The sequence below is a fragment of the Komagataeibacter intermedius TF2 genome, from assembly GCF_000964425.1.
Lineage (GTDB): Bacteria > Pseudomonadota > Alphaproteobacteria > Acetobacterales > Acetobacteraceae > Komagataeibacter > Komagataeibacter intermedius.
The window spans coordinates 45,150-71,001 of record NZ_BANF01000044.1 but is presented as its reverse complement, the minus strand read 5'-3'; the positions used below and the strand labels follow the sequence as shown (position 1 = coordinate 71,001).

Below are 25,852 nucleotides of genomic sequence, written 5' to 3'. Positions count from 1 at the left end.
CCATCGGCCTGGGCACCGCCGTGCCTGCGGTTCTGGGCTACAACCTGCTGGTGCGCCGTAACAAGGGCGCGATGGACAAGATCCGCAACTTCGCCGCTGACGTGCAGTCGATCCTGATGGGTGGTTATCGCCATGGTGCGGAAATCACTGTCCATCCGGACAACTCCCCGACCACGACGACTATCGATAACCGGGTGGCCTGATCATGGGTATGCAAGTTGGAGGTGGCAGCGATGAAGACGAGGTGGTGTCCGCCATCAACACCACACCGCTTGTCGATGTCATGCTGGTGCTGCTGATCATCTTCCTGATCACCATCCCCGTCGCGACACATACCATCAAGGTTAGCCTCCCCATGGATGCCAACCAGCCCACCCGGACGATGATGAACAACATCGTCATCGCAGTGACCCCCAGCGGTCAGGCCTACTGGAACGAGACGCCTCTGACCAGCTATGCCGACCTGGAGTCCCATCTGGAACACGTGGCGGCGGAAAACCCGCAGCCACAGATCCAGATCCGCGGTGACCAGGCGGCAAAATACGAAGGTGTGGGCAAGGTGATTGCAGCCTGCCAGCAGGCTGGTATCGTCCACATCGACTTCATTACCGAGCAGCCGCACGGCTGATATCCATTCCCGGCCGGGGCCTGTGTGCCCCGGCCAATTTCGGGAGAGTAGACCATGGGCATGAATATCGGCTCAGACAGCACGACAGAGGACGAAGGTATTGTCGATATCAATACCACGCCCCTGATTGACGTCATGCTGGTGCTGTTGATCATGCTGATCATCACCATTCCGCTCCAGACGCATTCAGTTTCGATCGACCTGCCGCAGGGCAATCCTCCGCCGTCTTCCGCACCGGACCCGGTTGTGGACACGGTGGCGATCGATTTTGACAACACCATCACGTGGAATGGCGAACCCGTCGCCAGCGATGCGGACCTGCAGGCCCGTTTCAAGGATGCAGCAGCCCAGCCGGTACAGCCGGAAATGCATATCCACCCCGACCGCCTGGCCAGCTACAAGGTCGTGGCGCGGGTTCTGGCGGATGCGCAGCGTCTGGGTGTGAGCAAGCTGGGTATCATGGGCAGCGACCAGTTCATGGATGCGCAGTAACCTGTCAGTTTCCTGATGGTGCCCTGCCAGACAGCATGGCGGCCCTTCCGTATTGGAAGGGCCGTTTTTTTATGTTCGCCATGACCCGGGAAAATGTCCGTTTTCAGGGCAGTGGGGAATGGGACCCATGTGGCATGAAAGTCACAGGGTTCGTATTGTTCCGGATATCTTGCCCGTCCGCACCGGAGCGGGCGGATCGAATATTACGGCGGAATGAGTGTTTTGTGCGGGTTCCGGCCCGGTGGGTGCTCATCGGAACGTGCAACAGGCAGTTAGATGAACAGCATGTTGCATTTTTTAAGCTTTGTCCGCCTATCTGTATTCCATAAGTCAACGGGCAGGCGGAACATTCAGTTTCCGTTATGACTTCAGCATGGCCGGATGCAACAGGGCCGCTGACAGAAAGGCAGACAGGGCGTGCTGCCGCTGGAAACCGTATGATTGTGAAAACAGACGCGACACACCCGGTTGATGAAATGCTGCCCGCGGGCATGCTGTTCGCCTTTGGCTTCCAGCATGCGCTGGTCATGTACGCGGGCACGGTTGCCGTACCGCTGGTCTTTGCCGCGGCCATGCACCTGTCACCCGCGCAGACCATCCTGCTGATCAACTGCGGGCTGATGACTTCGGGCATCGCCACGATCATACAGAGTATCGGGGTATGGAAATTCGGCTCCCGCCTGCCAATCGTGCAGGGATCGTCCTTTGCCATGCTGGCATCCATGCTGCTGATCGGGCAGATGTACGGCGTGCCGTCGGTGTTTGGCTCGGTCATTGGCGCGGGGCTGGCCATGGTGGTGCTGGCGCCGTTCATGGCGCGGCTCATGCGGTTTTTCCCGCCGGTGGTGATCGGGTGTCTGATTACCATCATCGGCCTGACGCTGGTGCCGGTGGCCGGGCGGTGGATTGGCGGCGGCACGCCCGGCGCGCCCGATTTTGGCAGCATCGCAAACCTGGCCCTGGCGTTCGCCACCATCCTCATTACCGTGGGGGTGCAGGTATGGGGCAGGGGGTTCGTGGCCAATATCAGCGTTCTGGTCGGGCTGATCGCGGGCAGCATCCTCGCCGCGCTGTGTGGCATGGGCCATTATGGCGTGGTCGCCGATGCGCCGTGGTTTGCCATCAGCATGCCGTTTGCGTTCGGCATGCCGGAATTCCATGTCATGCCGATCGTCATCATGCTGCTCAGCATGGTTATCATCGTGGCGGAAACGACCGGGAACTGCCTGGCGATTGGCCGCGTGGTCGATGTGCCGATTACCGACGCCACCATTGCCGGCGCGCTACGGGCCGATGGCCTGTCCACCATGCTGGGCGGCCTGTTCAACAGCTTTCCCTATAATGCCTTTACGCAGAATACCGGCCTGATCGCCATAACCGATATCCGCAGCCGGTTCGTCGTGGCGGCGGCGGGCGTGGTCATGATCGGGCTGGGACTGTTTCCCAAGCTTGGCGCGCTGATCGCGGCCCTGCCGCCGCCGGTTCTGGGGGGATGTGGTCTGGTCATGTTTGGCATGACCACCATTGGCGGCATACGCGAACTGCTGCATGTCCGGTTTGAAGGGACACGGAATGGCCTGATTGCAGCTGTTTCCATCGGGCTGGGCGTATTGCCCATGGCGTGTCCGGACCTGTTTATGCATATAAGCGGGCTGGCGCGGCTGTTACTGGGTAATGGTGTGCTGCTGTGCATCCTGTCGGGCGTGCTGATGAACCTGATCGTGGGGAAAAGCGCGTCGGAAGTGGAAAGCGTGGTGGACGAACGCACGCCATGAAAGCCTGAAGACCATGAGAAATTTCTGGTGAAGCTTTTTCCGGAACGCTTCCGATGACCCTACCTTTTTGAAACGGGGCGGTATTCCTGTCTCAGCCGTCTTTCAGCCGGTGCGGCGCTTCAGCAGCCGCGCGGCGCTGCACAGCATGCCGATAAAGGCGACAATCGACCCGAAGCCAAGACAGCTGCGCTCCGCATCATGCGTGATCAGGCCAAACGCCATGGCCACGAACATGGCTCCGGTCGCCTGCCCGCACTGCCGCGCGATCTGCACCATGCCTGATGCGCTGCCTGAACGCCCTGGCGGGGCCGTCACCATCATGATGCGGTTATTGGGTGGCTGGAAAATCCCGAACCCCATGCCCGCGATCGTGATGCGCCAGGCAATGTCGAACCAGCCCGGATACGGTGGCAGGTCATAAAGCAGCAGGAACCCCACCGAGGTGATGAACAGCCCCACCGAGGACAGGATGGCGGCAGGAATCCGGTCCGCCAGTCGGCTGATGACGGGGGAGACGGCCATGATGCCAACCGGCCACGGCGTCATCAGCAGCCCCACGATGGATGGGGGATAATGGAACATGGATTGCAGCGTGAACGGGAAGGAGATCATGAACAGGTTGGAGGACACGAAGCCCACGAATCCCACCAGCGTTCCGGTGCGGAAGGCCGGGATACGCAGCATGTCCACCGGGAACATGGGATGTTCGCGCCCGCGCTGGCGGCGCACCAGCAGCCAGCCCGCGCCAATTCCGGCCAGCAGCAGCACGATGACCTGCGCCATGCCCGCGTGATGCGCCACCGAATCCCCCGCCATGATCAGCGCGCCAAAGGTCAGCACGTTCAGCAGGGCGCTGATCCCGTCGAATGTCCCCGCGCTGATGGGCGTGCGCGGTAGGGAAACCAGCGCCAGCACAAGGGCTGTCACCCCCAGTGGAATGTTGATCAGGAACAGCCACGGCCATGTCGCGACCGTCAGGATGATGGACGCCACCGTCGGCCCGCCCCCCACGCCCAGCGCCACCATCACGCCATTGAGGGCAATGCCGCGGCCCAGTATGGCATGGGGATAGATGAAGCGGATCAGCGCGATGCTGACGCTCATGATGCATGCGCCCCCCACGCCCTGCACCGCCCGCGCCAGTGACAGCATGAGCAGCGAATGGGACAGCGCGCAGAACAGCGACGCCACCGTCAGCAGCGCCAGCCCGATCTGGCACAGCCGCGCAAAACCGATGCGCGAGCCAAGCGCCGCCATGGGCAGCAGCGAGACCACGCTGGCCAGCTGGTAGGAATTGACGATCCATACCGCCGAAGCCGGGGAAACATGGATATCCTGCGCAATGGTGGGCAGGGCCACGTTGGCGATGGCGTAATCCAGCAGCGCCAGCAGCACCGACAGCGCCACGGCGCTGACCGCCCGGACGCGGGCCGCGCCATGCAGGCCTTCGCCTTCGGTCAGGACAGGGGTTGATCGGGGGGGCATGGCAGCGGCTTTTCAGACGGGAAGGAAATTATGGTTTTGATAATGAAACGTTATATGGCCCTGCCGCATGGGTATCAATAGTCGCCCATTGCGGGTGCGGGCTGCAGCAGGACAGGTCCATCAGCCTTTTGCCAGCAGCGCGCGCTGGCCGATGTCATGGCGGTAGATGCCATCGGGCCAGTCAATGACCCTGACGGCCTCATATGCGCGGTCGCGGGCCTGCTGCAGCGTGTCGCCCGTAGCGCAGACCGCCAGCACGCGACCGCCCGCGGCAACCAGTTCGCCCGCCGCGTCGCGTTTCGTACCCGCCTGGAATACCTGCACCCCCGGCATGGCTTCGGCGGTCGCGATATCGCGGATCACCCCGCCCGTCACCGGCGTGCCGGGATAGCCGCGCGCGGCCATGACCACGCTTATGGAGGACTGGTTGGAAAAACGGATATCGGTCTGGTCCAGCCGACCCTTCGCCACGGCGGCAAGGGCAGCCAGCAGGTCGCTTTCCAGCCGGATCAGCAGGGCCTGCGCTTCCGGGTCGCCAAGGCGGACATTGTATTCGATCAGTTGCGGGCCGGTTGCGGTCAGCATGAGGCCTGCAAAAATGATGCCGGTGAACGGCGTGCCCCGACGCACCATTTCGCGCAGCATGGGCCGAACCAGCTGGTCCAGGGCGGCTTCCTGCTGTTCACGGTCAAACCCGGCGGGGGGGGAGACCGCGCCCATCCCGCCGGTATTGGGGCCGGTATCGCCATCGCCAATGCGCTTGTGGTCCTGTGCCGCGCCAATCAGCACGGCGGTTTCCCCCGCGCAGAATGCGAACAGGGAGACCTCGTCGCCCATCAGGCAGTCCTCGATCACCACGCTGTGGCCCGCCTGCCCCAGCGTGCCGTCGGTCATCATGTCGGTAATGGCCTGTTCGGCTTCGGCCACCGTCTGCGCCACGACCACGCCCTTGCCTGCCGCAAGGCCGTCGGCCTTCACCACCACGGGTGCCCCGTGCTGGCGGACATGGTCCAGCGCGGGACCTGCGGCGTCAAAGCGTTCCCACCGCGCGGTGGGGATGCCTGCCGCATCGCAGACTTCCTTGGTGAAGGTCTTGCTGCCTTCCAGTGCGGCTGCGGCCTGCGTGGGGCCGGCGCAGGCGATGCCCGCTTTCGCGCAGGCATCGGCAATGCCCGCCACCAGCGGGGCTTCGGGGCCGGGTATGACCAGGTCGATGCCCTCCCGCCGCGCCAGTGCGATCAGTCCCGGCACGTCATCGGCGCGCACGGGGCAGTTCGTGCCCAGTGCGGCGGTGCCGGGATTGCCCGGCGCAATGAACAGGGCGTCAAGCAATGGCGACCGCGCAATGGCAGCGGCCATGGCATGTTCACGTCCGCCTGATCCAATCAGCAGCACCCGCATTACTCTGTTTCTCCCGTTTTTCATCTCGGCCCTTTCGGGGTGGCCGTCTCTATCATACCTTGCGCGAATGGATGAACAGTTTCCCGACTCCGGCCGTACCATGGGCGGCAATACCCCGGAATTTTCGGTTGCCGAGATTTCAGGGGCCATCCGCCGGGTGCTTGAGGGCACGTTCGGTCGCATTCGCGTGCGCGGCGAAATCACGGAATTCAAGCGCTATCCGTCCGGTCACCTGTATTTTTCGCTCAAGGATGAAGGGGGCAAGCTGTCCTCCGTCGTGTGGCGGGGCACGGTGTCCCGGCTGGGGCTGAAACCCGAAAACGGTGTTGAAGTCATCGCCACGGGCAAAATTTCGTCCTACGGCGAACGATCTTCCTACCAGATGGTGATCGACCGGCTGGAATATGCGGGCGAGGGCGCGCTGCTGGCCCGGATCGAACGCCTGCGCCTGCGCCTTGCGGCGGAAGGTCTGTTCGATGCGGAGCGCAAGCAGCCGCTGCCCTTCCTGCCACGCGTGATCGGGGTGGTCACATCGGCGCAGGGGGCGGTGCTGCATGACATCCGCACCACCATTGCCCGCCGGTTTCCCCACCCGGTCCTTGTCTGGCCGGTGCCGGTGCAGGGGGACGGCGCGGCCGAACGGATTGCACAGGCGGTTGCGGGATTCGATGCGATTGATGGCCATGGCGACGTGCCGCGCCCCGATGTGCTGATTGTCGCACGTGGTGGTGGTTCGCTTGAGGACCTGATGGCCTTCAATGACGAAGCCGTGCTGCGCGCGGTGGCGGCATGCCGCATTCCGGTGATTTCCGCCGTGGGGCATGAAACGGATACGACACTGATCGATTTCGTATCCGACCGCCGCGCGCCCACGCCCACGGCGGCGGCTGAAATGGCGGTGCCGGTGCGTGCCGAGCTGGAGGCGGCCCTTGCGCAGCGTGACGCACGCCTGCGTGGTGGTCTTGATCGCACGCTGCAGCTGGCGCGCGCGCGGCTGGACCGGGCGGCGGCGGGGCTGCCTGACCTGCCCGCCGTGGTTGAAAATGCCCGGCGGCGGCTGGATGACCGCGCCTACCGGCTGGATCTGGCGCTGCCGACCCGTATGGAGCAGCTGCGCAGCCGCCTGCGCAACGCATCCGACCGGCTGCCCGCGCCGCAGATGGTCCTTGCCCTGCGCCGCGCGGACCTTGCACGCATTGACGCGGCCTGCCAGCAGGCCATGGCCGGTTTCCTGCACCGCCGGGTGTCCACGCTGCGCGGCCTGCGTGTGCCGCCCGCCATTCTGGTGTCGCAGCTGCGCGCCAGTAGCAGCCGCCTTGCCGGGGCGGGGGGGCAGCTGGATTCGCTGTCCCCGCAGGCCGTGCTGGAACGCGGCTATGTGCTGGTGACCGACAGGGCGGGCCGGCCACTGGCGCATGCGGCGCAGGCCCGGCGGGCGACACAGGTGACCATGACCTTCGCCGATGGCAAGGTTGCGGCCCGTCCCCTAAGATCGGGGGAAACGGAACAGGGGCATTTGGATCTGTAATGCATATACACGCACGCAACAGGACACTTTCGCCGTGGTTCTGCGCTATGGGCGCGGTCGTGCTGCTGGCAGGATGCGCGGGCGCGGGACACGGCACGCACCGGACCGCATCGCGTCCTGCCGTGGCCCCGGCGCCGTCAGGGCGCATTCCCCCGCAGGATTTCGCCCCCGGCCTGACGGGGGAGGAAGGCACGCCGCCACAGGGTGTCGTCCTGACAAATGATCCCTCCGCGCCAGCGGATACTCCCCTGTGCGGCCATGCCGCGCGGGAGGCGAACGCCATGGGGGCCGCCATCCATCCCGATATCACCCCCACGGTCAGCAGCTGCGCCGCCAATGCGTGTTTCGATGCGCAGACAGGCACCTATATCGCCGCCGACGGAAGCCGCCGGGTCTGCCGCTAGCAGCCCGGCCGCATATGCTGCATGGGTCATATGTCGCGCGTGGGCAGGCGGGAACCATATTCCGATTGACTTGGTCCGGATGGATGGTTGACCCTCAGCTTCCATGAGCCTTCCCCCTTCATCCGGCAGCATAGGTGACCCGCAGGCAACGGTACACATGTTCCCCCTCAAGCGCATGCTGTCAGTGCGCGAGGCTGCGGAATATGTCGGTATCACGCTGCTGCGGCTGCGTAGCCTGCGTCTTGTGAACGCAGGCCCCCACGCCGCCATGCGCAGCAAGAACGGGGTGATGTTCCGGATCGAGGATCTGGATGACTATGTGGACAGCCTGTACCGCCGGGCCAACATTTCCCATACCGAACAGGCGCGCCACCGCAATGAATGGCGCGGCAGGCTGGCCGCCCTGCCGGAAGAGGCGCGCGGCGGCATATCCGATTCCTTCATGCAGATCATCACCCGTGACGAACTGCTGGAAAAGGGGGCCAACCGTGGGTTCCGTGTCCTGTTCCTTGGCGGGCTGTGCCTGATTTTCCTGTCCCATACGCCGCTGATCTGGCGGCTGTAGCGTGATGCGACGGGCATTTCGGTGAAAATACGTTTTTTTGCCTGTGCGGGTATGTTCTTTCGACATACGATCCGCTACGCAGAAACCACGATAGCGGAACAATAATGGATCGGATAATGACAGGTATGCGCAGCAGCACCATGGCCCGGACCGGATACGCGCGGCTGTGTGGCGCACTTTGTGGGGCGGCGCTTGCCCTGACCCCTGTCCTTGCCATGGCGCAGGACGCTGGTGGCGGTCAGCAGCAGGCACCCATACTGCCCATGCCGCCCGTGCCGGAATTCAAGCCGCTGCCTGCGGGCACGAAGCCTGCCGCGCCTGTCATCGGCATTTTCAACACCCAGCAGATCATGGCGCAGTCCACCGCCGTGCAGAAGCTGCAGACCGAACTGGGTACCCGCCGCGAGGCGCTGGTGCGCGACGTGCGCGCCGAGGATGCGCAGCTTCAGGCCGTGCGCCAGTCCATCATCAAGGCAGGCAAGGCACCCACGCCGGAACAGCAGCAGGAGCTGCAGAAACGCGTGAACGCCGACCGCACCAAGTTTGGCAACCGTAACCGGATTCTGGAAGAAGACGCACAGGTTGCCCTGAACCAGGTGCAGCGTGAAATGCAGCAGATCGTCAGCGCCATCGCTTCCGCGCGCGGCATGACCATGGTGCTGCAGGCTGGTACCGCCGCCCTGCATGACAACAGCCTGGATATCAGCGATCAGGTCGTGACCTACCTCAACCAGGCGCTGCCGTCGGTGTACCTGCCCGGTCCCACGGAAGACCCCGAGGAAATCGCCAAGAGCGGAAAATATCCGGTCATGCCGTTCCAGCCCACCGATGGTGGCGGGGAATAATCACCCGCGCATGAACCCGTCCCGCAACAGGCCCCTGCATATGCAGGGGCAAGCGGCGCGGGTCAGGCCAGCAGGTCGGCTGTAATCGCGTCTGTCGCCGCCACGGCGTCAGCAGGTGACAGCCGGACCAGATAGCCACGTTTCCCCCCGTTTATGACCACATAGGGCTGTGCCAGCGCATCCTGTGCCAGTGCTGTCGGCACGCGCCGACGCTGCCCGAACGGACTGATCCCCCCCACGCGGAAGCCCGTGCTGCGTTCGGCGGCGGGCGGAGGCATCATCTCGGCTGACTTGCCGCCAAAGGCTGCCGCGACTTTCTTCATGCTCAGCGTCGCCGCGACCGGCACCACGACACAGGCCGGGCGTGCGTCCACCAGGACCATCAGTGTCTTGAACACGCGTGCGGGGTCTTCCCCGATTGATGCGGCAGCATGGTTGCCCGTCTGTCCCGCCCCGGGATCATAGTCATATTCAATGACGGTGAAGGCCACGCCAGCCTTTGCCAGTGCCGCCGTGGCGGGTGTTGCCCTGCTCATGCTTCCCTTCTTTATCCTGAAGACTGTTTCAGAAGACGTTATTGGTCATTTGGCCCCTTTTGAAAAAAGATGGCATCCAAGAACGTTTATTATATTTATCTGGGGATAATCTTTTCCGTTTCCATGCTGAAATGTATGCAGGTCCCCTGTGGCTGGGGGCCGGGCAGACACAGGCTGACAATCCGGGGTGCGATGGCTTCGGGCGGCGTCAGGCTTTTCTGGTCCAGTGCGGGCATGGCCAGCCGGCGCAGCCGGGTTGCAACCATGCCGGGTTCAAACAGGTTGATGCGCAGCGGGCTGCCCTGTGGCAGTTCACGCACCCATGTCCGAACAATGGCGTCCTGTGCTGCGCGGGTTGCGGCCACCAGTCCCCAGAACGGTTCCGGCACCTGCGCATGGTGGTCGGTCAGGAAGACGGCGCGTCCGGCCGGGCTGTGTTCCAGCAGGGGGCCCAGTGTGCGGATCAGCCGCCATGTGGTCAGGGGACCTGCCTGCAGTCCGCGTTCCCAGTCACCGGGCTGCATGTGGGACAGGGGGGACAGCACGCCAAGTTCCCCCGCGCAATGGACCATGCAGTCCAGCCTGCCGATCCGGGCCGCGATGGACGGGCCAAGCGTGTCCAGCTTTTCCCCATCCAGCAGGTCAAGCGGCAGCAGGGTGGCGTTCTGCCCGGTCTGCTGGCGGATCAGGTCATCCGTCTGTTCCAGCCCACCCTGCGTGCGCGCGGTCAGGATGCACTGCGCGCCCGCCTGCGCCAGCGCCACGGCAACCGAGCGCCCGATCCCCCGGCTGGCGCCGGTAATCAGGGCGACCCGTCCGGTCAGATCTGTCACGGAACCCGTCATGCAGGTTCGGGGTGGTGTTCGGCCTCGTAATCCACCAGTTCAATCGGGTAGTCGCCGGTAAAGCAGGCATCGCAGTAACGGTTGGCCGCGCTCTTGCGGTCCTTGTAGCCCAGCGCGCGGTACAGCCCGTCAAAGGAAATGAAGGCAAGGCTGTCCACGCCGATCAGCTTGGCCATTTCCCCGATATTGTGCTGGGCGGCAAGCAGCTGGCTGCGTTCGGGCGTGTCGATGCCGTAGAAACATGAATGCGTGGTCGGTGGGGAGGAGATGCGCATATGCACTTCCTTGGCCCCTGCCGCGCGGACCATGTCTACGATCTTGCGCGATGTGGTGCCGCGCACGATGGAGTCATCGACCAGCACAACGCGTTTGCCATCCAGCACGGGACGGTTGGTGGAATGCTTCATCTTCACGCCCAGATTGCGGATCTGGTCGGTCGGCTCGATAAAGGTGCGGCCCACGTAATGGTTGCGGATGATGCCCAGTTCGAACGGGATGCCGCTTTCGGCCGCGAACCCCATGGCCGAGGGCACGCCGGAATCGGGCACCGGCACGATTACATCCGCGTCCACCGCGCTTTCGCGGGCCAGTTCCACGCCAATCTGCTTGCGGGTGTCATAGACGGCCTTGCCATCCATGACGGAATCGGGCCGGGCGAAATAGATGTATTCGAACACGCAGAATCGCGACTGCTTGCTGTCGAACGGCTTGAGGGAACGGATGCCATCGTCATTGATGATCACGATCTCGCCCGGTTCCACGTCGCGCACGAACTCCGCGCCGACAATATCCAGCGCACAGGTCTCGCTGGCCAGAACCCATTTGCCCTCCGAGCCATCTTCTTCCCGCAGGCGGCCAAGGATCAGCGGGCGCACGCCCAGCGGGTCGCGCACGCCAATCAGTTCGTTGCGCGACAGCACGATCAGGGAATACGCGCCCAGCACCTGCTTGAGCGCGTCAATCAGCCGGTCCACCACGTTGGCATACAGTGATATGGCGATCAGGTGGATGAACACCTCGCTGTCCGTGGTGGACTGGAAGATGCACCCCCGCCGCACCAGCGCCTTGCGCAGGGTTTCGGCATTGGTCAGGTTGCCGTTATGGGCCACCGCCAGGCCACCGAATTCAAAATCGGCAAACAGCGGCTGCACGTTACGGATCAGCGTGGCCCCGGTGGTGGCGTACCGGTTGTGGCCCACGGCGCAGTGGCCCGGCAGTGTCGCCATGACGCGGGCATCGCCAAACACGTCGCCAACCAGCCCAAGTCCCTTGTGGGTATGGAAGCGTTCGCCATCATACGACACGATGCCGGAGGCTTCCTGCCCGCGATGCTGCAGGGCATGCAGCCCCAGCGCCGTCAGGGCGGCGGCGTCCTTGGTGTTCCATACGCCAAAAACCCCGCATTCCTCATGCGGCTTGTCATCATCATGCCGCCACTGGGCGGCGATATCATCGCGTTCGTGCTGCGTCGTCGGATTGCCGGAAACAGCATGGAAGCAGGGACGGGACATGGTCAGCGATCTTTCCTTGACGGACGGGGGCGGAGGGTACCGACGGAAGGTTCAGATGGGCGCGTCATGCCGCGTCCCGGCGGGTTGCGCAAGGTGCGCATGAAAGTTATCGGGCGTATAGGCGTTCAGGTACGTCACGCTGTAGCCAACAAGGGGGACGATACGGCTCGATCGCATGACATCGGGCCATTCGCCTGCGGGGATCAGGGCGGTAATGCCCGCATATAGCAGCACCAGGCAGACATACCCGCGCGCCAGTCCGAATATCAGGCCCAGCGCACGGTCGATTCCCGACAGGATCGATCCCTGCACCGCCCGACCCGACAGATGGGCAGTCGTGGTGAAGATGACAAGAAGGACAAGGAACAGGACGGCAAAGGACGCAAGGGACGCCAGCGTGTGATTGCTGATCCACTGCGTGGCATAGGGCATGAGCGCCCCGTACCACGCCACGGCCATGATGATGGCCATGACCCAGGCGGCAAGCCCCAGGACTTCGCGTGAAAAGCCGCGGACTGCACCGACCAGCGCCGACAGGGCGACAATGGCGATGCCTGTTGCGTCAATCCAGTTCATGCGTGCCGGACCGGGGGATGACCCGCCGGCAGGTAACAGGCATGGACCTGGTCCATATATCAAGACATTTCCTGCTGTTCCGCCTGTGGCCAGCTTATGCCACCGGCATGCCGCAACGCATAGGCCAAAAATGGCCCTGCGCGATTCCCGGCCCGCGCGTGCGGTGGTCAGGGCAGCTTGGTGGTGCGGATCTTCCATGGCCGCCGGCGCGCGGCGGTGGAAACGGATGTGCGTTCGGCCATGTTCAGCGCCAGCAGCAGGTTGCCCATGCGGGTGCGGCGGTCAAGTTCGATCCATACATCCTCTGGCTCGACCCCTTCCGCGGCCCAGATTTCCAGCAGGTGGGCCAGCACATCGGCGCTGTGTTCGACAAGGCCGGCGTGATCGAGGGTCATGAGGTCCATCACGCACTGTTCGGCTGAACAGGTGAAGGCGCGACCTGCCTCACGCGTGACGCGGGTATTGCGGGGCCGGTCATCCGGGGTGCGGGCCGCATCCGCACGCGCCTGCAGCCGGCCAAGCGCATGGTCGGCGACGGGCCGGTCTGGTGGCGGGGCGGACGGGGTTCGGGAACGGGACATTGGACGATGATGGACATTATTCCGCCCACCGGTCAACAAGTCCCGCCGGATGGCCCCAATGCGTTTTCAGATCGAGAAATACTTCGCCTGCGGGTTGAAAATAACCAGCGCCGAGGTCGACTGCTCGGGATGTAGCTGGAAACCATCGGTCAGCGAGACGCCGATCTTTTCCGCATCCAGCAGCTTCAGGATCGGCTCCTGCTCCTCCAGCCGGGGGCAGGCGGGATAGCCGAATGAGTAGCGCGACCCCCGGTAGCCCTGCTGCAGCAGCTTCGCCATGTCGCGGTCGTCCTCGGCCGCGAAGCCCATTTCGGCGCGGATGCGCTTGTGGGTGTATTCCGCCATGGCTTCCGCCATCTCCACCGACAGGCCATGCAGGTACAGGTAATCCTTGTAACGGTCCGCCTCGAACCATTCACGCGCCCTGTCCGATGCGTCCTGCCCCACGGTTACGACCTGCAGGCCGATCACGTCGCGCTGCCTGTCATCAATGTCGCGTACGAAATCGGCAATGCAGGCCCCGTCCGCGCGGGGCTGGCGGGGCAGGGTGAAGCGGGCGACCTCGGTTGTGCCGTCCTCGCCAAACAGCACAAGGTCGTTGCCTTCGCCTGCCGCCTTCCAGTAGCCGTAGCTGGCCTTGGGGTGCAGGATGTCCTGCTCCGCGCACAGGGCCAGCATGTGGCGCAGCACGGGGCGCAGTTCCTTGCGCGCCCAGACCATGAAATCTTCCAGCGAGCGGCCCTGTTTACGGAAACCCCACTGGAACTGGTACAGCGAACGTTCATTGAGGAACGGCAGCACCGCCTCCGGCGTCGCCTCCAGCACGCGTGGCCCCCAGAAGGGCGGCGTCAGCACGGGTTCATCCGCCGTCAGCCGTGTGCGCCGCGCGCGGGCCGCCGTCATGTCCACCGGGCCGAAGCCACGGGTTTCGGCGGCTTCGATATCCTGCGTGCGGCTGGTGCGCGTGGCCTTGCCCGCGCGGCGGGACTGGATGGCGGCAAGGTAGGTGTCGAATTCGCCCTGCGCCACCTTGTCCATCAGCGACAGGCCATCGAACGCGTCACGTGCATAGGCGACCCGGCCCCCTTCGCCATAGGCCGCGGTGCAGTCCTCCTCCACATAATTGCGGGTCAGCGCCGCACCACCCAGCATGACCGGCACGTCAACGCCCTGCCGGTTCATTTCCTCAAGGTTCTCACGCATGATGACGGTGGACTTGACCAGCAGGCCGGACATGCCGATCGCATCGGCCCTGTGCTCACGCGCGGCCGCAATCATGTCGGCCACCGGCACCTTGATGCCAAGGTTGATGACCCGGTAGCCGTTATTGGTCAGGATGATGTCGACAAGGTTCTTGCCGATGTCATGCACGTCGCCCTTGACCGTGGCCAGCACCATGGTGCCACGGGCCTGGCCCTCGGTGCGTTCCATATGGGGTTCAAGCCAGGCCACGGCGGCCTTCATCGTCTCCGCGGACTGCAGCACGAAGGGCAGCTGCATCTTGCCCGCGCCAAACAGTTCGCCCACCACCTTCATGCCATCGAGCAGCACGGTGTTGATGATGTCGAGTGGCGCCATGTCCTGCATGGCTTCGGCCAGGTCATCTTCCAGCCCCTTGCGGTCGCCATCGACAATCCGGTCCTTCAGGCGTTCGGGTGCGGTTTCGGCCCGGGCCTTCTTCACCGCATCGGCGGCCTTGCGGTCGGCAAAGATTTCCAGCATGCGCTGCAGCGGGTCGTAGCCTTCGCTGCGGCGGTCGAAGATCAGGTCCTCGGCAACCTTGACCTCTTCCTGCGCGATCAGGTGCAGCGGACGGATTTTCGATACATGCACGATCGCCGCCGTCATGCCCGCGCGTACCGCGTGGTCAAGGAATACGGAATTCAGCACTGCGCGCGCCGCGGGATTCAGGCCGAACGAGATGTTGGACAGCCCCAGCACGATCTGGATGTCGGGGAAGCGTTCGCGGATCAGGCGGATGCCCTCCAGCGTCCATTCACCCAGCTTGCGGTCATCTTCCGTGCCGGTGCCGATGGTGAATGTCAGCGGGTCGATCATCAGGTCGGATTGCGGCAGGCCATGTTTTTCACACGCGAATTCGACCAGCCTCGTCGCGATGCGCAGCTTGTCTTCCGCCGTCTTGGCCATGCCCACTTCATCAATGGTCAGGGCAATGACGGATGCGCCGAACTTGCGTGCCAGCAGCATGCGTTCGTTGGCGATCGCCTCCCCATCCTCGAAATTGATGGAGTTGATGATCGGCTTGCCGCCATGCAGCTTCAGGGCCGCCTCGATCACCGGGGTTTCGGTGGAATCAATGACCAGCGGCGCGTTGACCGAGGAGGTGAAGCGGGTGACGACCGCGTTCATTTCGCGCATTTCGTCACGGCCGACGAAGGCGGTGCAGATGTCCAGCGCGTTCGAGCCTTCGGCCACCTGTTCGCGGCCAAGGGCCACGCAGCCATCCCAGTCGCCCACTTCCTGCAACTGCCGCCATTTTTTCGATCCGTTGGCGTTGCAGCGTTCGCCAATCGAGAAATAGCTGTTTTCCTGCCGCAGCGGCACCTGCGAATACAGGCTGGCGACCGAGGGGATCCACACCGGTTTGCGTGGCACGGGGGCGGGGCGGATGCGGCCCGTGCCCTCGGCGCGACGGCGGAGCATCTGGTCGAGCGCCTGCGTATGCGGCGTGGAAGTGCCGCAGCACCCGCCGATCAGGTTCAGCCCGTCCTCGGTAATGAAGCGGTCAACCCAGCTTGCCATTTCGGCGGGCGTCAGCGGGTAATGTGTCGTGCCATTGACCAGTTCGGGCAGGCCCGCATTGGGCTGGACCGAAATCAGGCCGGGCCAGTTTTCGGACAGCCAGCGCACGTGTTCCGCCATTTCCTGCGGTCCGGTGGCGCAGTTCAGGCCCATCAGCGGCACATCCAGCGCGTTGATGACCGTGGCGGCTGCCGCGATGTCGGGACCGACCAGCAGCGTGCCGGTGGTTTCCACCGTGACCTGCACGAAAATGGGGGTGTCCACGCCCATTTCGGCGCGCGCGATCCTGGCGCCATTGACGGCGGCCTTGATCTGCAGCGTGTCCTGGCAGGTTTCGATCAGGAAGCAGTCCACGCCCCCTTCGATCAGGCCCCGGCACTGTTCGGCAAGGCCCGCTTCAAGCGTGTCGTAATCGATATTGCCCAGAGAGGGCAGCTTGGTCCCCGGCCCGATGGAGCCGACAACGTAGCGGTGGCGGCCATCGGCAAAGGTCTCGGCGGCTTCACGCGCCAGGTGGGCTGCGGTGCGGTTGATTTCGCGCGCGCGGTCCGCCAGCCCGAATTCGGCAAGCGTTATGGGCGAGCCGCCAAAACTGTTGGTTTCCACCATGTCGGCCCCGGCCTCGAAATACCCGCGATGGATTTCGCGCACCAGTTCGGGACGGGACAGGTTCAGGATTTCGGTGCAGTTTTCCTGCCCCCAGTAATCGCGCTCGACCTCAAGGTCCAGAAGCTGTACGCGCGAACCCATGCCGCCATCACACAGCAGGACCTGGTCGCGAAGGGCATCGAGAAGATGGGGACGAGTGGTCATTGTTATCCTGAGGTCTCATGGCAGGGGACATGGCGCGGGAAGGTTTTCCGGCCGGGTATCTGGCGCTGCCTTGCATAAAGTTATGTCCGGTGCCCTTTATTTCCTTAACTTTCGGCTGGTGTCCAGAACCATTGCCCAAATGGGGACTGTTCACGGGCCTGTATGGATGAATGGAGAACACCATGAGCGGTGACGGGCGCATCGCGCTGGAATTCATGAATGGTCCCGCAGCCATTCCGCCGCGTTCCGATACGCTGCTGGTTGTGGGCGGTGGTGACACGCCGCCGCAGCCCGCCGCATGGGCGGGGATTGTCACGGTAGACCAGGCCGCCATCACCCCGTTTGCGCACGTGGCGGGGTGCGCGTGCTGCACGGGGCGCGGGGGCGGGCTGGCCGCCGTGCTGGGGGATGCGTTCCGCAGGCGCGCCACGGGCGCCCTGAAATGGTTCGACCGCGTGGCCGTGCTGCCGCCACGGGGGCAGGAAGCTGCCTGGCGGGCCGCGCTGTCCGCGGATGTCCTGGTCAGCGCGCGCTTTGCCGTGCGGCCCCCGCGCACGGGACCGGCCTGAAAAACTGTTCCGTTAAGGAACCCTTTGCTTTCTGCCCCTAGGTTCGGACGCGTGAACGGACAGAGCGCGTAAAGCAGAAGGGGTGCCGTGGGCCATCCAGACCAATCAGCGGACCCGACCGGCAGCGGACAGGCGGAGACACGCCACGCACCGGAACTGATCCGCCTGCAGGCCGTGCTGCGTGCGGCCCGCTTCCACGGCATTGACCTTGACGTGCGTGATTTCGCGGGCGAGGCGGGCGAAGCCGTGCCCTCCATTCCCGCCCTGGTGCGGTGGGTGGAGGAAAATGGCGGCACCGCGCAGGGCATGCGCCTGCAATGGCGCGACCTTGTGCGCCTGCGTGACGTGCCGCCGGTCGCGCTGATGTTTGCCGACGGATCGGCCGGGCTGATGGTGGGCGCGGATGACACCAATGGCGTGATCTGGCTGGTTGACCCCTTCGCCAGTCCCGACACCCCGCCCGTGGCGGTGGATGAACTGCGGCTGGAGGGCGTGTGGACCGGCGACGTGCTGCTGGTGCGCGGCCGGCACGATGGCGGGCGGAAGGAAGATGCGGTCAATTTCGCATGGCTGCGGCGCATGGTGCTGGGCGAACGGGTGCTGCTGCGTGACGTGATCATCGCCTCCATGGTCATAAGCGTGCTGGCGATCTTCCCGCCGCTGATCGTCATGCAGGTCATTGACCGGGTGGTGAACTTCCATTCCATGTCCACGCTGGTGTCCCTGACCGGGCTGGTGGGCGTGATGGCGTTCTACGAAGTCCTGCTGTCCTATGCCCGGCGCGAGATCACGCTGGTCATGACCACGCGGCTGGATACGCGTATCTCGCTGGCGGTGTTCGACCGCCTGCTGGCCCTGCCGCTGGAATTCTTCGAGCGTGAGCAGGCGGGCAACGTGATCGGCCGCGTCAGCGCGATCTACAAGGTGCGGCAGTTCATGACCGGGCGACTGCTGGGCACGTTCCTGGACCTGTTCACCCTGCTGGTCGTGCTGCCGTTCCTGTTCTGGCTCAGCACGGCGCTTGCCTGCCTGACGGTGGTTGCCGCGGCCCTGATCGGCGGGATCATCCTGCTGGCCATGCCGACGGTGGGGCGGCTGGTCGGGCGGCAGATCCGCGCGGAAATGGAGCGCAGCGGCGCGCTGTATGAAACGGTGGCCGGTATCCGCACCATCAAGACGCTGGCGCTGGAACCGGTGCGGCGCGAGGTGTGGGATGAAAAGACCGCCAACGTGATCAGCGCGTCCCTCGATGCCGGGCGCATGAGCAACTGGGTCGCGACGGCGGTCATGCCGCTCGACCTGTTCATCAATCGGGGCATCATCCTGATCGGGGCCTATCTGGCCATTACCTCCACCACCTCGGGCATGGAGGCAGGCGCCCTTATGGCGTTCATGATGCTGGGTGGCCGGGTTGCGTCCCCGCTGGTGGGCATGGCGCGGCTGATCGATGACCTGAACGAGGTGCGCAGCGCGCTGGCGGAAGCGGGGTCCGTCCTCAACCGTCCGACCGAGACGCGTGCGCTGACCACCGGGCTGCGGCCGCCCATTCATGGCGCGCTGGCGTTTTCGGGCGTGTCCTTCACCTATCCCGGCGCGTCCACCCCGGCCCTGTCGGATGTGACGTTCAGCGTGCCCGCGGGTACCATGCTGGGACTGGTCGGACGCAGCGGGTCGGGCAAGTCAACCATCACGCGCCTGCTGCAGGGCGTCAGCCGCAGCTATACCGGACAGCTGCGGCTGGATGGCATCGAACTGCGTGAAATCAACCTGACCTACCTGCGCCGGTCATGCGGGGTGGTGCTGCAGGACAACTTCCTGTTTCGCGGCACCATCCGCGACAACATCATCGCAGGCCGTCCCGGCCTGACGCTGGAGGACGTGGTGCGGGCCGCGCGCCTGGCGGGGGCGGAAGAATTCATCGAACGCATGCCCGCCGGGTTCGATACATGGATCGAGGAAGGGTCCACCAATATATCCGGCGGCCAGCGCCAGCGCCTTGCCATCGCGCGCGCCGTGATTTCGGACCCCAGGCTCATGATCCTTGATGAGGCGACGTCCGCCCTCGATCCGGAGAGCGAGGCGGTGGTCAACGCCAACCTGCGCCATCTTGCGCGCGGGCGGACCATGGTGATCGTCTCGCACCGTCTTGCCTCGCTGGTGGCATGTCATCAGATCTGCGTCATGGACCATGGACATGTGGTCGATATTGGCCCGCATGAGGACCTGCTGGCGCGGTGCGACATCTACCGCACATTGTGGACACAGCAGAACCAGCCCGCCGGCGGCAATGACGGGGGACCACCGCCCTCCGTCTCCCACATGCATGGAGATGCGGCATGAGCGGCCATGACCTTGTGCCCTCCACGCCCGATGAGGGGAATGGCGCCGGGCTCCTGTCGGTCCTGCCGCCGCCCACGGCGGATATTCCCACCGGCCTGCCGCCCGCGCTGCTGACGTTCTATTCCCCCAGCGCGGCGCTGGTGGACCTGCCGCCGTCGGATGCGGCGCGTTATGTCATCTGGCTGGTCGCGGCGCTGGCCGGGGCGGGGCTGATGGTCATGACGTTTTTCCCGCTGGACCGGGTGGTCAGCGTGAATGGCCGCCTGACGCCGTTTGACGACACGATGGTGCTGCAGCCGCTGGAGACCTCCATCATCCGCACGGTGGAGGTGCATGAGGGCGACACCGTCCACAAGGGACAGGTGCTGGCCCGGCTGGACCCCACGGTGACGGATGCGGACGTCACCAACCTGCGCCGTCAGGTCGCGGCCTACCGGGCGGAGGTCGCCCGCCGCACGGCGGAGGCCGAGGGCCGCCCCTACACGGCGGACATGAACGATCCCGCGTCCGTGCAGGAAGCCGCCGCCTATCTGCGCCGACAGGCGGAATACACGGCCCAGATGTCGAATTACGACCGACAGGTGGCGGGGCTGGAAAGCGAACTGCAGGGGTATGAGGCCAGTGCCGCCATGTATGCCGCACGCGCCCGTGTCGCACGCGACGTGCAGGACATGCGCGTGCGCCTGCAGCATGAACAGGTGGGCAGCCGCCTGTCCACGCTGGCGGCGCAGGATACGCTTATGGAGGTGACGCGCTCGCAGGTATCTGCCCGGCATGCGGCTGACAGCACCCGCGCGCGCCTTGACGCGATGAAGGCCCAGCGCGACGGGTACGCCAGCAACTGGCACGCCACGGTGTATCAGGACCTGGCCCTTGCGCAGCACCATCTGGCGGATGCCGATGGCAGCTACAGCAAGGCTGTGCTGCACCATGACCTGATCGTCATGCGCGCCGACCGTGACGCGGTGGTGCTGAGTATCGCGCATCTGTCCGCGGGTTCGGTCATCCAGGCCGCGACCCCGCTGCTGACGCTGGTGCCGACGGGCAGCCATCTGGACGTGGAAGCCACGCTGCGCGGCGTGGATGCGGGTTATGTGCGCGCAGGCGATCATGCGCTGCTGAAATTCGCGGCCTTTCCCTATACCCAGTACGGCGGGGGCGAGGCGACGGTGCGCGTCATCAGCCCCGATGCGTTTTCCACCTCTGCCGCGAAGCCCGGCGCCAGCGCCGAACAGGGCACCGATGTGGGCGACATGATGAATGCCTATTACCGCGTGCGCCTGTCGATCGACCGGTACACCCTGCATGGCGTGCCGTCCTTTTTCCGCCCCCAGCCGGGCATGCCGGTCGAGGCGGACATCCATGTTGGACGGCGGACCATGATGCAGTACCTGCTCAACCGCCTGCTGCCCGCCGTGACCGACGGCATGCGCGAACCCTGATCCGGCGGTGCGTACGTTCCTGTCCGGCCTGCTGGGGGCGGTATCCCCCACGGCCCGTTTCCGCCATGCATGCCGCCTGCTGGAACACGAAGGGCGCTCGGCACAGGGGTTCGCCCTGCTGGGTCGCCTTGCGCGCGACGGCATGGTGGCGGCGCAGTATCAGGTCGCGCGGGCCTATCTTGAGGGCAACGGCGTCCCGCGCAGCCCTGTCGAGGGCGTGCACTGGATGCACATGGCGGCCTGCGCGGGTCATGTCGAAGGCTGCTTTTCCCTTGCACTGATGCTGCTGGTTGACCCACCCGATCACAGGGGGGCAGACGGCCTGCTGCCCGTGGCGTTGCCCGATGGCATCGACCAATGGCCTGATCCGGTGGCGGCAACGCAATGGGCACGGCGGGCGGCGGAAGGCGGCCTGCCTGATGCGCAGGCCCTGTATGGCTACCTGCTGGCCACCGGGCCGCACCCCGTACGCGACCCGCAGGCCGCGCGGATGTGGTGCGAACGCGCGGCACGGGCCGGATGCCCGCAGGGGGATCTGGGGCTGGCGGTCGCCCATCTTTCGGCCCCGGACCAGTTGCCCGGCACGGATCCCGACGCGGTGGCGGCCCTTATACGCGCGGCGGATAGTGGCTTGCCCACCGCGCAGTACATGCTGGGCCTGCTGCATGAACGGGGCTGGGGCCTGCCGGCGGACAGGGCGCAGGCCGAACAGTGGTATGCCCGCGCCGCAGCCCAGGGCGTGCGCCCCGCGCAGGCGCGGTATGGCGCGTTGCTGCTGGAGGAGGGAGCGGACAGGCCACGCAATGTCATGACGGCCGAGACATGGCTGCGTCGCGCGGGTCTGGCAGGGGATCGGGAGGCAGCCGCCCTGCTGGGTGACCTGCATGCGCGCGGCGAGGCGGCCCTGCCCGGTGATCATGAAGCCGTGATGTGGTACCGCCGCGCGGCGGACCGGGATCATGCGGTGGCGTGTCGCATGCTGGCGCTGCTGTACCGGCACGGACGCGGGGTTGCCGCTGATCCCGCACAGGCCCGGCACTGGCTGAAACGGGCGGCGGAACTGGGTGATGTCGCGGCCATGACCGACCTTGCGGCAGCGCTGGTGGCGCAGGGGCAGGATGCACGCTCCACCCCCGATACGCCGCTGCCGGATTTCATGCCCGCGGCACGGGCAGGGGACCCGGTCGCGGCCTTCAACCTTGCGGTCAGTCTGCATGACGGGGTGGGGATGGTGGCCGATCCGGTGCAGGCGGCATCATGGATGGGGCGTGCCGCCCGCGCGGGCGTGGTCAATGCCGAATACTGGTATGGGCGCATGCTGCTGGAAGGGGACGGGGTGCCGATGGATGTGGCACGCGCCCGTCACTGGCTGGAACGCGCCGCCCGGCATGGGCTGGCCGATGCCTGCGTGGTTGCGGCGCAGCTTTGTCTGGAAGGGAAGGGCGGCCCCCGTGACCATGCGGGCGCACTGGCGCTGTACCAGCGCGCCGCCCATATGGGCCGGGCCGAGGCCATGTTTTCCCTTGGCGCCCTGTATGGTGGTGGTCACGACCTGCCGCCTGACCGGACGCGGGCGCTGCACTGGTTCATGCGCGGCGCGGAAGCGGGCAATGCCCTGTCGCAGTTCATGCTGGGCCGGTATCTGGTGAAGGGACTGGCGGGGCCGGTGGACCGTGTGCGGGCGCGGTACTGGCTGGAACAGGCTGCGGCGCACGGCGTACGCGGCGCGCGTGACGAACTGGATCGCATGACCCGTGCGGATGAACATGCCGGGTCATGACGCGGGCGGGACGGCGGGGCCGGATGCGGATGTCGGGGGCGCCGTGCGCCACGCGCGCCATCTGGCCGGGCGGGGGCAGCATGGGCTGGCGCTGGCATGGATGGAACGCGCGGCCCGGCTGGCGGCGGAAGATATGGGCGTGCTGTACGCGCTGGCCGCCGCCCGTCTGGGCGCGGGGCACGGGAACAGTGCGGCCCGTGCGATCGAGACGGTCATGGAACAGGGGGAATTCCGGGCCGGATTGCGCCTGCTGGTCCTCGCCCGCTGCGTGGAGAACGCATGGCCCCAGGCCGCGCGGGCGCTGGGCCGGTTTTTCACCTGTTATGGCTTTGACCCGGCATTGCGTGTTCCGGCGGGACTGGTCTGCCAGCACATGGCGTTGCGTGGCTGGTGCGCGCTGGATCCCGGTGGCGTGCTGCACTGGGGCGGCCTGCCTGCTGGTTGCGCGCCAGACGTGATACTGGACGGGCAGGCATGGACCCCCCGGCGGCATGACGGGCAGTGCGTGCGTCTGCCCCGGTACTGGCGGCAGGCCCATGATATTGTGGTGCAGTATGACGGCACGCCCCTGCTGGGTGCGCGGCCGGACCGGCAGGCCCTGTGCCATGTAACCGGTGCCGTCATGCTGGATGCGCAGGGCATGACGGGCTGGGCCGTCATGCCGGCGCAGCCGGATCATCCACCTGACCTGTCCGTATCCGATGATGCCCATGGCAGGCGTGCCCCGGTCCTGTCGCGTCAGTGGGGGGCGGGGTGGAAAAACGGTGCCGGTCCCACCATGCCGGTATGGGGGTTTGGCATGGCATGGTCCGACCTGGCGCCGCACGGCACGGTGCATGTTGCCATGCCCGATGGACGGCAGTTGATCGGTTCCCCCCTGCCGGTGCGCCTGCCACGGGCGCGACAGGTGTTTCCCACCATGCGACGGCGGGTGCGGACCCCCGACCATATTCCCCGGCGGGCGGCGCGCTGCCGGGTGGTTGTTCCGGTTTATGCGGACCGGGCGCGCACGCTGGCCTGCCTTGACAGCGTGACCGAGACACTGGCGCGGCGGTCGGATGGTCCGGCAGTGGATATCATGGTGGTGGATGATGCAACGCCTGACCCCATGCTGGCTACCGCGCTGGACACGCGGGCGGCGGCAGGAAGGATCAGCCTGCGGCGGCATGACGCCAATCAGGGTTATCCGGCGGCGGTCAATACCGGCCTGTCCGATGCGGATGGCATGGATGTCGTGCTGCTGAACAGCGACACGCTGGTCGCCCCCGGCTGGCTGGATGAAATGCTGCGCGTAGCCTATGCGCGGGTTGATACCGGCACGGTTTCCCCCCTGTCCAATGATGCCTCCATCCTGACATGGCCTGATCCGGACCCGGCGCGGCCCCGAACATGCGATATGGATGAAGTCCGCCAGCTTATGGCGGCCAGCCTGCGGGCCAATGGGGGGCGGGATGTGGACATTCCCACCGCGCACGGCTTCTGCATGCTGATCCGCCATGACTGCCTGCGCCAGACGGGCCTGTTCCGTCCCGAACTGTATGGCCGGGGATATGGGGAGGAAAATGATTTTTCCATGCGTGCCCGGCTGGCGGGCTGGCGGCACCGGGCGGCGGTTGGCGTGTTTGTCGGGCATGTGGGGGGCGTATCCTTCGGCGCGCAGCGCCGGGCGTTGCAGCAGCGCAACCTGTGGATACTGAACCGGCTGTTTCCCGGTTATGACGCATTGGTGCAGGCGCATGTCGCGGCCGACCCTCTGGCGGCGGCACGCCAGCGGCTGTCGCTTCTTGTGTGGCGCCGTGTCGCGCGCCAGATGGCGGGTGACGGTGCGGTGCTGCTGGTGACCCATGACGGGGCAGGCGGCGTTGCCCGCGTGGTGGCCGGGCGTGCGCTGCAATGGGCGGAAACAGGCCGGTTTCCGCTTGTGCTGGAACCGGCTGAAAACGGGTTCATGCTGCGTGACGGCAGGACAGGGGATGCATGTCCGGCCATGCGGTTTGCCTGGCCTGGGCAGGCGGACAGCCTGATTGGCCTGCTGCGCGCGTTCGGGCTGCGGCTGGTCGAGGTGCATCACCATCTGGGTCACGGCAGGCGGGTGCATGACCTGTGTGCGCGGCTGGATGTGCCCTATGACCGGCATGTGCATGATTATGCCGGGATATGTCCACGCATTACGCTGGTGGGAGCGGCCGGGCGGTACTGCGGGGAGCCGGATGCGGCGGGATGCCGGGCCTGTGTCCAGGCGCTGGGCTCGCTGGTGGGGGAAGTGGATGTGGCCCGCCTGCGGCGCGATACGGCCCGTGAACTGGCGGGTGCGCGGCGTGTGGTCGTGCCGTCGGCGGATGTGGCCCGCAGGCTGGCGCGGCATGTTCCGGATGTTTCATGTGAAATATCAGCGTTGGAAAATGACTGTCCGGACCTGTCCCTGCGCCGGTTCGCGGCAGGCTGTGCGGCCCGCCCTGCCTCCGGCCTGCCGCCACGGACCGGGCGGTGCCGGGTTGTGGTGGCGGGCGGGATCGGGCCGGACAAGGGGCATGGGATATTACTGGCGGCGGCGCAGGATGCGCGCGCGCGCGACCTTGCGCTGGAATTCATTGTGGTGGGGCATACATCCGATGACGCGCCCCTGCTGGACACCGGACGCGTTTTCATTACCGGCCCTTATGGTGGGGAAGACGCCGTGTCCCTGCTGCGTGGCGCGCGGGGCGACGTGGGGTTCGTGCCTTCCATCTGTCCCGAGACATGGTGCTTTACCCTGACCCAGCTATGGCGCGCGGACCTGCGCTGCGTGGCGTTTGACCTTGGCGCGGTGGCCGACCGTATCCGGGCGACAGGGCGCGGGGCATGCGTGCCGCTGGGGCTGCCCGTTCACCAATTGAATACGTTTTTGCTGTCTTATGCCCGGGCCGGGCACTCCGTCACGGCCCAGCCCATTCATGATGTAAGCAAAAGAGGTCTGTCTTGATCGTTATTGCC

The 25,852-nt window shown here is 65.4% G+C and carries 20 protein-coding genes and 1 pseudogene; 13 read left to right on the top strand and 8 right to left on the bottom strand.

Features of this window, described 5'->3' with window-relative positions; translation table 11 throughout:
- The 4 genes and pseudogenes from B7449_RS08550 to B7449_RS08535 all read left to right on the top strand — a co-directional run.
- Positions 1 to 203, top strand: a pseudogene (locus B7449_RS08550) (MotA/TolQ/ExbB proton channel family protein); the annotation flags it as partial.
- A 2-nt stretch (positions 204 to 205) separates the two neighbouring features.
- The gene (locus B7449_RS08545) at positions 206 to 628 is read left to right on the top strand and encodes an ExbD/TolR family protein (RefSeq protein ID WP_039734453.1); all 423 of its coding nucleotides are present in this window, start codon (positions 206 to 208) and stop codon (positions 626 to 628) included.
- Between the two features lie 54 nt (positions 629 to 682).
- The gene (locus B7449_RS08540) at positions 683 to 1,120 is read left to right on the top strand and encodes an ExbD/TolR family protein (RefSeq protein ID WP_039734454.1); all 438 of its coding nucleotides are present in this window, start codon (positions 683 to 685) and stop codon (positions 1,118 to 1,120) included.
- Positions 1,121 to 1,596: 476 nt separating this feature from the next.
- On the top strand, positions 1,597 to 2,895 hold the full coding sequence (locus B7449_RS08535) for a nucleobase:cation symporter-2 family protein (protein WP_039734505.1): 1,299 nt from the start codon (positions 1,597 to 1,599) through the stop codon (positions 2,893 to 2,895).
- 102 nt (positions 2,896 to 2,997) lie between these two features.
- On the opposite strand, the gene B7449_RS08530 is transcribed toward B7449_RS08535, so the two are convergent.
- Together B7449_RS08530 and purD are read right to left on the bottom strand one after the other, a co-directional pair.
- The gene (locus B7449_RS08530; protein ID WP_039734455.1) at positions 2,998 to 4,380 is read right to left on the bottom strand and encodes an MFS transporter; all 1,383 of its coding nucleotides are present in this window, start codon (positions 4,378 to 4,380) and stop codon (positions 2,998 to 3,000) included.
- A gap of 120 nt (positions 4,381 to 4,500) precedes the next feature.
- On the bottom strand, positions 4,501 to 5,781 hold the full coding sequence (gene purD, locus B7449_RS08525; protein WP_039734456.1) for a phosphoribosylamine--glycine ligase: 1,281 nt from the start codon (positions 5,779 to 5,781) through the stop codon (positions 4,501 to 4,503).
- A 67-nt stretch (positions 5,782 to 5,848) separates the two neighbouring features.
- Between purD and xseA the strand changes: the two genes are divergently transcribed.
- The 4 genes from xseA to B7449_RS08505 all read left to right on the top strand — a co-directional run bounded on the left by xseA (position 5,849) and on the right by B7449_RS08505 (position 9,123).
- Positions 5,849 to 7,309, top strand: a complete 1,461-nt coding sequence (gene xseA, locus B7449_RS08520; protein ID WP_048883561.1) for an exodeoxyribonuclease VII large subunit — start codon at positions 5,849 to 5,851, stop codon at positions 7,307 to 7,309.
- A gap of 47 nt (positions 7,310 to 7,356) precedes the next feature.
- Positions 7,357 to 7,713, top strand: a complete 357-nt coding sequence (locus tag B7449_RS08515) for a BA14K family protein (RefSeq protein WP_039734458.1) — start codon at positions 7,357 to 7,359, stop codon at positions 7,711 to 7,713.
- Positions 7,714 to 7,870: 157 nt separating this feature from the next.
- Complete coding sequence (locus tag B7449_RS08510) at positions 7,871 to 8,278, top strand: hypothetical protein (protein WP_039734459.1); 408 nt, start codon at positions 7,871 to 7,873, stop codon at positions 8,276 to 8,278.
- A 125-nt stretch (positions 8,279 to 8,403) separates the two neighbouring features.
- Entirely contained in the window at positions 8,404 to 9,123 is a 720-nt protein-coding gene (locus B7449_RS08505; RefSeq protein WP_039734460.1) for an OmpH family outer membrane protein, read from the top strand.
- A gap of 62 nt (positions 9,124 to 9,185) precedes the next feature.
- Here B7449_RS08505 and ybaK read toward each other — a convergent pair whose 3' ends face one another.
- From ybaK to metH, 6 genes are all read right to left on the bottom strand, one after another.
- A complete protein-coding gene (gene ybaK / locus B7449_RS08500) occupies positions 9,186 to 9,659 on the bottom strand; it encodes a Cys-tRNA(Pro) deacylase (protein ID WP_039734461.1) in 474 nt (157 codons plus the stop codon).
- 95 nt (positions 9,660 to 9,754) lie between these two features.
- Entirely contained in the window at positions 9,755 to 10,504 is a 750-nt protein-coding gene (locus B7449_RS08495) for an SDR family NAD(P)-dependent oxidoreductase (protein ID WP_039734462.1), read from the bottom strand.
- Positions 10,501 to 12,015, bottom strand: a complete 1,515-nt coding sequence (purF, locus tag B7449_RS08490; RefSeq protein ID WP_039734463.1) for an amidophosphoribosyltransferase — start codon at positions 12,013 to 12,015, stop codon at positions 10,501 to 10,503. Before purF ends, B7449_RS08495 begins: the two co-directional genes overlap by 4 nt.
- Before the next feature lie 51 nt (positions 12,016 to 12,066).
- On the bottom strand, positions 12,067 to 12,591 hold the full coding sequence (locus B7449_RS08485) for a CvpA family protein (RefSeq protein ID WP_039734464.1): 525 nt from the start codon (positions 12,589 to 12,591) through the stop codon (positions 12,067 to 12,069).
- A gap of 167 nt (positions 12,592 to 12,758) precedes the next feature.
- On the bottom strand, positions 12,759 to 13,172 hold the full coding sequence (locus tag B7449_RS08480) for a phosphoribosyl-ATP pyrophosphatase (protein WP_039734465.1): 414 nt from the start codon (positions 13,170 to 13,172) through the stop codon (positions 12,759 to 12,761).
- 66 nt (positions 13,173 to 13,238) lie between these two features.
- Positions 13,239 to 16,748: a methionine synthase gene (gene metH, locus B7449_RS08475; protein ID WP_039734466.1), complete on the bottom strand. Its 3,510-nt coding sequence runs from the start codon at positions 16,746 to 16,748 to the stop codon at positions 13,239 to 13,241.
- Positions 16,749 to 16,930: 182 nt separating this feature from the next.
- On the opposite strand from metH, the gene B7449_RS08470 reads away from it, so the two are divergent.
- The 5 genes from B7449_RS08470 (at position 16,931) to B7449_RS08450 (ending at position 25,841) form a co-directional block, all read left to right on the top strand.
- Positions 16,931 to 17,317, top strand: coding sequence for a hypothetical protein (locus B7449_RS08470; protein WP_039734506.1), 387 nt, complete (start codon positions 16,931 to 16,933; stop codon positions 17,315 to 17,317).
- Positions 17,318 to 17,404: 87 nt separating this feature from the next.
- Positions 17,405 to 19,657 (top strand): peptidase domain-containing ABC transporter, encoded by a 2,253-nt coding sequence (locus B7449_RS08465; RefSeq protein ID WP_039734467.1) that lies wholly within the window; start codon positions 17,405 to 17,407, stop codon positions 19,655 to 19,657.
- Positions 19,654 to 21,099, top strand: coding sequence for an HlyD family type I secretion periplasmic adaptor subunit (locus B7449_RS08460; protein WP_039734468.1), 1,446 nt, complete (start codon positions 19,654 to 19,656; stop codon positions 21,097 to 21,099). Before B7449_RS08465 ends, B7449_RS08460 begins: the two co-directional genes overlap by 4 nt.
- A gap of 7 nt (positions 21,100 to 21,106) precedes the next feature.
- The gene (locus B7449_RS08455) at positions 21,107 to 22,879 is read left to right on the top strand and encodes a tetratricopeptide repeat protein (protein ID WP_039734469.1); all 1,773 of its coding nucleotides are present in this window, start codon (positions 21,107 to 21,109) and stop codon (positions 22,877 to 22,879) included.
- Complete coding sequence (locus B7449_RS08450) at positions 22,860 to 25,841, top strand: glycosyltransferase (protein WP_242407743.1); 2,982 nt, start codon at positions 22,860 to 22,862, stop codon at positions 25,839 to 25,841. The genes B7449_RS08455 and B7449_RS08450 overlap by 20 nt, the downstream gene beginning before the upstream one ends.
- Positions 25,842 to 25,852: the final 11 nt, after the last annotated feature.

Bases quoted from the DNA above. Each gene is read 5' to 3' on its own strand.
- B7449_RS08545 (WP_039734453.1), top strand. From the start codon at position 206: ATGGGTATGCAAGTTGGAGGTGGCAGCGATGAAGACGAGGTGGTGTCC.
- B7449_RS08510 (WP_039734459.1), top strand. From the start codon at position 7,871: ATGTTCCCCCTCAAGCGCATGCTGTCAGTGCGCGAGGCTGCGGAATAT.
- B7449_RS08450 (WP_242407743.1), top strand. From the start codon at position 22,860: ATGAACATGCCGGGTCATGACGCGGGCGGGACGGCGGGGCCGGATGCG.
- B7449_RS08515 (WP_039734458.1), top strand. From the start codon at position 7,357: ATGGGCGCGGTCGTGCTGCTGGCAGGATGCGCGGGCGCGGGACACGGC.
- B7449_RS08535 (WP_039734505.1), top strand. From the start codon at position 1,597: ATGCTGCCCGCGGGCATGCTGTTCGCCTTTGGCTTCCAGCATGCGCTG.
- xseA (WP_048883561.1), top strand. From the start codon at position 5,849: ATGGATGAACAGTTTCCCGACTCCGGCCGTACCATGGGCGGCAATACC.
- B7449_RS08495 (WP_039734462.1), bottom strand. From the start codon at position 10,504: ATGACGGGTTCCGTGACAGATCTGACCGGACGGGTCGCCCTGATTACC.
- ybaK (WP_039734461.1), bottom strand. From the start codon at position 9,659: ATGAGCAGGGCAACACCCGCCACGGCGGCACTGGCAAAGGCTGGCGTG.
- B7449_RS08505 (WP_039734460.1), top strand. From the start codon at position 8,404: ATGCGCAGCAGCACCATGGCCCGGACCGGATACGCGCGGCTGTGTGGC.
- metH (WP_039734466.1), bottom strand. From the start codon at position 16,748: ATGACCACTCGTCCCCATCTTCTCGATGCCCTTCGCGACCAGGTCCTG.
- purF (WP_039734463.1), bottom strand. From the start codon at position 12,015: ATGTCCCGTCCCTGCTTCCATGCTGTTTCCGGCAATCCGACGACGCAG.
- B7449_RS08480 (WP_039734465.1), bottom strand. From the start codon at position 13,172: ATGTCCCGTTCCCGAACCCCGTCCGCCCCGCCACCAGACCGGCCCGTC.
- purD (WP_039734456.1), bottom strand. From the start codon at position 5,781: ATGCGGGTGCTGCTGATTGGATCAGGCGGACGTGAACATGCCATGGCC.
- B7449_RS08460 (WP_039734468.1), top strand. From the start codon at position 19,654: ATGAGCGGCCATGACCTTGTGCCCTCCACGCCCGATGAGGGGAATGGC.
- B7449_RS08540 (WP_039734454.1), top strand. From the start codon at position 683: ATGGGCATGAATATCGGCTCAGACAGCACGACAGAGGACGAAGGTATT.
- B7449_RS08470 (WP_039734506.1), top strand. From the start codon at position 16,931: ATGAGCGGTGACGGGCGCATCGCGCTGGAATTCATGAATGGTCCCGCA.
- B7449_RS08530 (WP_039734455.1), bottom strand. From the start codon at position 4,380: ATGCCCCCCCGATCAACCCCTGTCCTGACCGAAGGCGAAGGCCTGCAT.
- B7449_RS08485 (WP_039734464.1), bottom strand. From the start codon at position 12,591: ATGAACTGGATTGACGCAACAGGCATCGCCATTGTCGCCCTGTCGGCG.